This is a genomic window from Clostridia bacterium, from assembly GCA_036562685.1.
Taxonomy (GTDB): Bacteria; Bacillota; Clostridia; order Christensenellales; family DUVY01; genus DUVY01.
Window position 1 is genome coordinate 1 of the sequence record DATCJR010000129.1, and the last position, 6387, is coordinate 6387.

The 6387-nt window shown below is 33.7% G+C and carries 6 protein-coding genes and 1 other RNA gene; 6 read left to right on the top strand and 1 reads right to left on the bottom strand.

Annotated features, from left to right (window positions below; genetic code table 11):
* Window positions 1-358: a transfer-messenger RNA gene (gene ssrA / locus VIL26_05840) on the bottom strand.
* 258 nt (window positions 359-616) lie between these two features.
* Here ssrA and VIL26_05845 point away from each other — a divergent pair.
* The 6 genes from VIL26_05845 to VIL26_05870 all read left to right on the top strand — a co-directional run.
* Window positions 617-2101, top strand: a complete 1485-nt coding sequence (locus VIL26_05845; GenBank protein HEY8390455.1) for a SulP family inorganic anion transporter — start codon at window positions 617-619, stop codon at window positions 2099-2101.
* Window positions 2102-2256: 155 nt separating this feature from the next.
* Window positions 2257-3384, top strand: a complete 1128-nt coding sequence (locus VIL26_05850) for a cysteine desulfurase family protein (GenBank protein HEY8390456.1) — start codon at window positions 2257-2259, stop codon at window positions 3382-3384.
* On the top strand, window positions 3381-4244 hold the full coding sequence (locus VIL26_05855; GenBank protein HEY8390457.1) for an ATP-binding protein: 864 nt from the start codon (window positions 3381-3383) through the stop codon (window positions 4242-4244). Before VIL26_05850 ends, VIL26_05855 begins: the two co-directional genes overlap by 4 nt.
* A 722-nt stretch (window positions 4245-4966) precedes the next feature.
* Complete coding sequence (locus tag VIL26_05860; GenBank protein HEY8390458.1) at window positions 4967-5455, top strand: hypothetical protein; 489 nt, start codon at window positions 4967-4969, stop codon at window positions 5453-5455.
* Entirely contained in the window at window positions 5452-5607 is a 156-nt protein-coding gene (locus tag VIL26_05865) for a hypothetical protein (GenBank protein HEY8390459.1), read from the top strand. The genes VIL26_05860 and VIL26_05865 overlap by 4 nt, the downstream gene beginning before the upstream one ends.
* Before the next feature lie 228 nt (window positions 5608-5835).
* Window positions 5836-6387, top strand: a 552-nt coding sequence (locus VIL26_05870; protein ID HEY8390460.1) for a PLP-dependent aminotransferase family protein, incomplete at its 3' end; no start/stop codon positions are given.

The window sequence follows — 6387 nt, forward strand, 5'->3', positions numbered from 1 at the left end:
TGGTGGAGATGCGGGGAGTTGAACCCCGGTCCGAAAGAATTGCAAACAACTTTCTACATGCTTAGCTGTTTTTAAAATCTCTTCGTTTGCTACCAAAACAGCAAAGTTCAAACGAACAAGCCCTTAAAAGTCCTTTCTTACCACAAGGGCGGCGATAAGAAAAGTACCCTAACTAATTATGACGCCCGCACAAACTGCTGTAGGCTCAATCTGCCGGCGTAGCTGGAATTTACGCAGCTAATGCTAATCTTGTATTAGAAGTATCAGCGTTTAATTTTTTTGCCGTTTTTTGAAGAAGCACGGCGCTCCTGCATGCTTTTTTGTTCACGGATTCCCCCGTCGAATCCGGTACATCCCCATAAAGTAACATAATATTATCATATTCAAAAAAGTTTGTAAAGTACAAAAATTCTTAAGATTTTACACAAAAAATTCCAAAATTATAATCAAAAATTCACTGCTTACTGTAAAACTCTGTTAGTAAAATAATGTTAAAAATACAATAAATTATTAATAAAATTTAAAAAATAACTGCTTGACAACTATATTGGAAATGCTATAATTTCCGTCGTTACCCATTTATTCTTGTGCTAAAAAAGGATTCTTTCGTGCTTTCATGAAATTAAAAAACTATTTTTCTTCTCTTTTACCCCAGTCTTTTTTATTAAAGCGTCACTACCAAAAACAAAATTTATTCCAAGACATATTTGCGGGTGTTTTTGTCGGAATAATCGCAATACCATTATCAATCGCTTTTGCAGCATCTTCGGGAGTCCCTCCGATAATAGGTTTGACATCAGCATTTTTTGCAGGCATTGTCGCCGCAGTTTTTTCCGGCTGCCGTTATCAGATAACTGGACCAACTGGGGCTTGCATTTTGATTCTTAATCAAACCTTGCGTGATGTAGGTTTTGAGGGCATGTTAATATGCACTTTTTTGGCAGGTATGCTTGTGCTTTTAATGGGATTGCTAAAATTAGGAAAATATTCAAAATATATAGCGCGACCTGTTGTTGTAGGATTTAGTGCTGGGCTTGCCTTGTCAATTTTGACTTCACAAGTTCCCGATTATTTGGCTTTAAAATTATCAGGTTTACCCTTAAATGCTTTAGAAAAGTGGATGACTTATTTTGAAAACTGGCAATCGATAAATATAACTTCTGTTGTTTTAGGTTCTATTAGTGTAGCTCTTTTAATAGTTTGGAAAAAACTTAATATAAAGTTCCCCGCACCTATGGCTGTAATAATAATCATTTCAATAATCACAACTTTGTTTAAACTTAATGTTCCCACATTAGGATCAAAATACGGCTCGCTTACTATGGAAATAGATTTTAAATTGCAATTTTCTAATTTTGAGTTTTTCAAAATTATTAAGCCTACCATATATATAGCGATATTAATTGCTATTGTATCGCTTTTGAGTGCAATGACAGCTGATAATTTAAGCGGTCAAAAAACCAATATGGATGCCGAACTTGTTTCTCAAGGACTAGCTAATATAATATGTGCTTGTTTCGGGTGTATTCCTGTTATGGGTGCGGTTGCGCGTACAAGCTCAAATATCAGCAGCGGATCTGTATCTTTTATATCGTCTATTGTACACAGCTTGGTAATACTTATTACTGGATTGTTCTTAATGCCGTTGGCGTCATATATTCCGCTTACGGTTTTAGCTGCTGTTTTGTTTGTGGCATGCTTTAATATGTTTAATATAAAAGCAGTAAAAAAGGTTTTTAGTTATTCTATAAAAGATATAATAATATTTTTCTCAGCGTTTGTTTTAACTTTTTTGGTCAATATTATAGTAGCTATCGCGGTTAGCATAATTATGAGTTTTTTATTTTTGATTATTGAAAATATTATTAAAAAAACAAAACACATCAAATCACCTTTGGAAATAAAAATAATAGACCAAACCATATACTTTTCGGGTGATCTTAACTTTGTTACAGTACAAAAAATTTTCAATATTGTTTTGCCTAAAACAGATACATTAATAATAGACTTACAGGGCATTACAACTTTTGATATGACAGGCTGTGAAGTTCTTGAAAATTGGATAAAATCTCAAAAAAGCAAATTTTGCGATATAATATAGAAATAAAACCAAGCTTTCAAAACCGCTTCGCTTTAGTAAGCATATAAAATCAAGATTAGGTTCTGGCCACAAAAATAAGCCTTAGCACAGTTGACAGCTAAGGCTTTTTTAATAATAATAGGTAAGAGCAAAAAAATTTTTATAGGAAAAACACTTTGAACCAAAACGAAACACAACCATATATATATCTTGATTATGCGGCGCACACACCGCCCAATCCTAGTGTGCTTGAAATATATTCTTCAAGCGCTATCAATTATCCTGCCAACCCCAACTCACGTTCGGTTTTGGGAAAAATTGCATTTGAAAAAATTCAACAGGATACCAATAACATTGCTAGATTATTAAATGTGAAACCCCAAGAGATAATTTTTACTTCGGGAGCAAGTGAATCTAACAATCTTGCCATAAAAGGAATTGAAGCAAGAAAAAATCTAGGCAAGCATATCATAACCACATACTTAGAACACTCATCGGTTTTGGGTGCTTGCGAACAGCTAAAAAAAACGGGCTATGAAATCGAATATGTCGATATAGACAAAAACGGAAAAATCAGCCTTGAACATCTAAAAAGTCTTGTTAGAAACGATACTGTTTTGATTTCGATATGCACAGTAGATAGCGAGCTTGGCACTATTCAGCCTATTGAAGATGTTAAAAAAATCGCTTCTACCTATAAAAACTGTTTAGTGCATACGGACGCAACTCAAGCAGTAGGTAAAGTCCCCTTTTTTGTACCCGATATGCTCACTCTTACTCCGCATAAGTTTTATGGACTTCTTGGTTGCGGAATATTAACTAAAGCAACTGAAATCAATCTAACTCCGCTAATTACAGGCGGTATAAGTCTTAGCGCATATAGAAGCGGAACGCCTGATCTTGCCCAAATTGCAGCATTAAATTATGCTCTTGAGAATGCTATTTCGCAGCAGGCAATAAGATATAAGTATGTTTTGGGTTTGAATCGCTTTTTGCGAGAAAACCTAAAAACATTAAACAATGTAGTGATCAACAGCCCTGATGATGCTTCCCCTTATATTCTTAATATAAGCGTGCTAAAAACCAAGCCTGAAGAAGTCATTAATTTATTAAACGAACGCGGAATATGCATTTCTTCCAAATCTGCATGCACTGCTGTTCAGGCTCCCAGCCGTTCGGTTATGACGCTCACTCATGACAAAAACCGCGCCTTATCATCAGTAAGGATAAGCTTAAGCCATCTTACCACAAAACAAGAACTTGAAATATTCTTGACCGAACTTAACAGGATTATAAAAAAATGAAAGAACTGTCAAAATCAGAATTAATAGAAAGAAGCATAATAAAAAAATATCGCACCAAAATTTGGCGCAAATTTGTCAATGCTATTGACGAGTATAAGCTGGTTAAAGAAAACGATAAAATTGCAGTATGTATTTCAGGCGGCAAAGACTCATTTTTGATGGCAAAATGCTTTCAAGAACTGCAAAAAAGAAGCACTATAAAGTTTGAAATAGTGTTTTTGGTCATGAATCCGGGCTATAACCCTCAAAATCTTCAGCTTATCCAAGATAACGCCGTTGTAATGAATGTCCCTATTACAATATTCCCGTCAGATATTTTTGACATCGTAGCACAGGTCGGCGGCAGCCCTTGTTATTTGTGCGCAAGGATGAGACGAGGCTTTTTGTATAAAACCGCACAGAGTTTAGGCTGCAACAAAATCGCGCTAGGACATCACATGGATGATGTCATAGAAACTATTCTGATGAGTATGTTTTATGGATCCGAATACAAAACAATGATGCCCAAACTAAAAAGCGCTAATTTTGCAGGCATGGAACTTATACGCCCTATGTATATGATAAGAGAAGCTGACATCATAGCATGGGCGAGATTTAACGAACTTCAGTTTTTACGCTGTGCGTGCAGGCTTACAGAAAACTGTGTCTTGGGTGATGACGGATTTGGCGGCAAGCGCGCAGAAATGAAAGAACTTATCAAACGCATGGAAAAAATCAATCCTAATATTGGACTTAATATTTTCAAGAGTGTGCATAATGTAAATTTGGATACTGTCATAGCCTACCGTCAAAATGGACAAAAACACAGCTTTTTGGATAACTACGACAACATCAATAATATAGAAAGCCAAGACGATTAAGATATTTTTTACAATAAAATAAGCATGAAATATTGACATAAACTACAAGTCTTTTATATAATAATATTATAATTGTTGTTTTTTGGATTTTGTGGGGAAAGATGGATAATATTATTATAGGATTGACTGGTCCTTTTGGAAGCGGCTGAAGCTATATCGCAGAAAAAATTTTAGTTAATAATTTTAATGCCGAAAAGATCTCCTTAGCCAGTATTTTAAAATCCGAAATTAGAAAAAAAGGTATAGAAACCAATATTAGATCTGAATTACAAAACCATGGTGATGATTTACGCAAAAATAATGGACCGGATTATTTAGCAAAAGAATCATTAAAATTAATAAAAAATAAAAAGCAACTTTATGTTGTTGATGGAATAAGAAATAAACATGAAGTAGAATTTTATAAAAAGAATTTTGGACGTTTTTATCTTTTTTCTATTATTGCTGATAGAGATATTCGTTGGGCAAGAGTTAAAGCTAAATATAATGGCAATGAAAGTGAATTTGATAGAGATGATATAAGAGATAGAGACGGTAAAGAAGACTGGGGACAACAGGTTTCAAAATGCTATCAAGCTGCAGATGTAATAATTAGCAATAATGCCAATATAGAAATAGAAGGTCAAGGTGAAAATTACGAAATATTATTAAAAAAGATAAAACGCTTTGTCGATATAATTTTAGGCAAAGATAAATATCAACCTACATTTAATGAAGCAAGTATGGTTACTGCTTATGCAAATAGTCTAAAATCTTATTGCGAAAAAAGGCGCGTAGGTGCCATACTTACAGATGAAAATGGAAATATAATTAGTTCGGGCTTTAATGATGCACCAACTGGACAAAAATCCTGTAAAGCAAAATATGGAAAGTGTTATAGAGATCATTTAAAGGATAAATATAAAGTAGATAATACGTTCAAAATGCTAGACTATTGTAGAGCTTTACATGCTGAAGAGAATGCTATTTTAAATCTAATTAGACAAGGATCTCGATTATCACTCAATAGTAAAATATATACAACAACATTTCCATGCAATATGTGTGCCAATAAAATTGCTGAATTAGGAAATATAAAAGAAGTGATATATTTTGAACCTTATCCCATGGTTGAAGCTAAGGAAATATTAAAAGATGCACAAATAAAAATAACTCCTTTTGAGGGTGCAACTCACAAAGGCTATTTTCGTTTTATGGAGGACAATAAATGAAAGTATGTAAAAATTGTGGTAGGATTATTGAATTTAATCCTCGATTTAACGCTTATATTTGCAGAGAATGCGGCTATTCTGAAAAAGAACAATCCAAATATCTTGTTAATCGATTTTATCTTGATAAGAAAAAAGAAAAAGTAACAAGATAAAGCAAGATTAAAAGGCCAAACTTTAAAAGTTGGCTTTTTTTATTTTAAATTTGCGTATTATCATATTATTAAAAATTATAAGATTTTAACAATCTTTTTAATCAAAATTAAGACCGAAAATTTGAAATCTTCTCTTTAATCTTCTAATGTATGATATGTTTGCAATCATATTTAAAAGGTGTTATTATATTATAAAATTATCTGAATTAATATAAGGTTGTCTTTTTTATGAGTTTTATTTTTAGTGACCGCCTAAAAAAGATGAGCGGAACAGCCACAAGAGAAATTCTCAAACTTACTGCCAATCCAGAAATCATTTCTTTTGCCGGCGGATTGCCTTCCAATGAATGCCTGCCTGTAAATGAAGTTAAAGAAATCACTCAAGAGATCTTATCTAGCAGTAAAGCAAGCAATGTTTTGCAGTACGGTGTAACTCAAGGGATGTTCACTTTGCGTGAACTTTTAAAAGATTATGTCAAAACTTTTGGTATCCAGAACGTGCAAACAGAAGAAATTATGGTCGTAAGCGGCGGACAGCAGGCTTTGGACCTTGCGTGCAGGGTTTTCTTGAATAAAGGCGACACTGTTTTGGTGGAATCCCCTACTTATTTGGCTTTTTTGCAGATTGCGGCTGCGTATGAAATTAATATAATAGGCGTCAACTCAGACAAAGACGGAATAGACACTCAAGATCTTGAACAAAAAATCAAGCAATATTCACCTAAGCTTATTTATCTTGTTCCTACTTTTTCCAATCCCACTGGAAAAACTTATCCGCTT

Excerpts from the sequence above, each read along its gene's own strand:
- VIL26_05865 (HEY8390459.1), top strand. The coding sequence starts at position 5,452 with ATGAAAGTATGTAAAAATTGTGGTAGGATTATTGAATTTAATCCTCGA.
- VIL26_05860 (HEY8390458.1), top strand. The coding sequence starts at position 4,967 with ATGGTTACTGCTTATGCAAATAGTCTAAAATCTTATTGCGAAAAAAGG.
- VIL26_05855 (HEY8390457.1), top strand. The coding sequence starts at position 3,381 with ATGAAAGAACTGTCAAAATCAGAATTAATAGAAAGAAGCATAATAAAA.
- VIL26_05845 (HEY8390455.1), top strand. The coding sequence starts at position 617 with ATGAAATTAAAAAACTATTTTTCTTCTCTTTTACCCCAGTCTTTTTTA.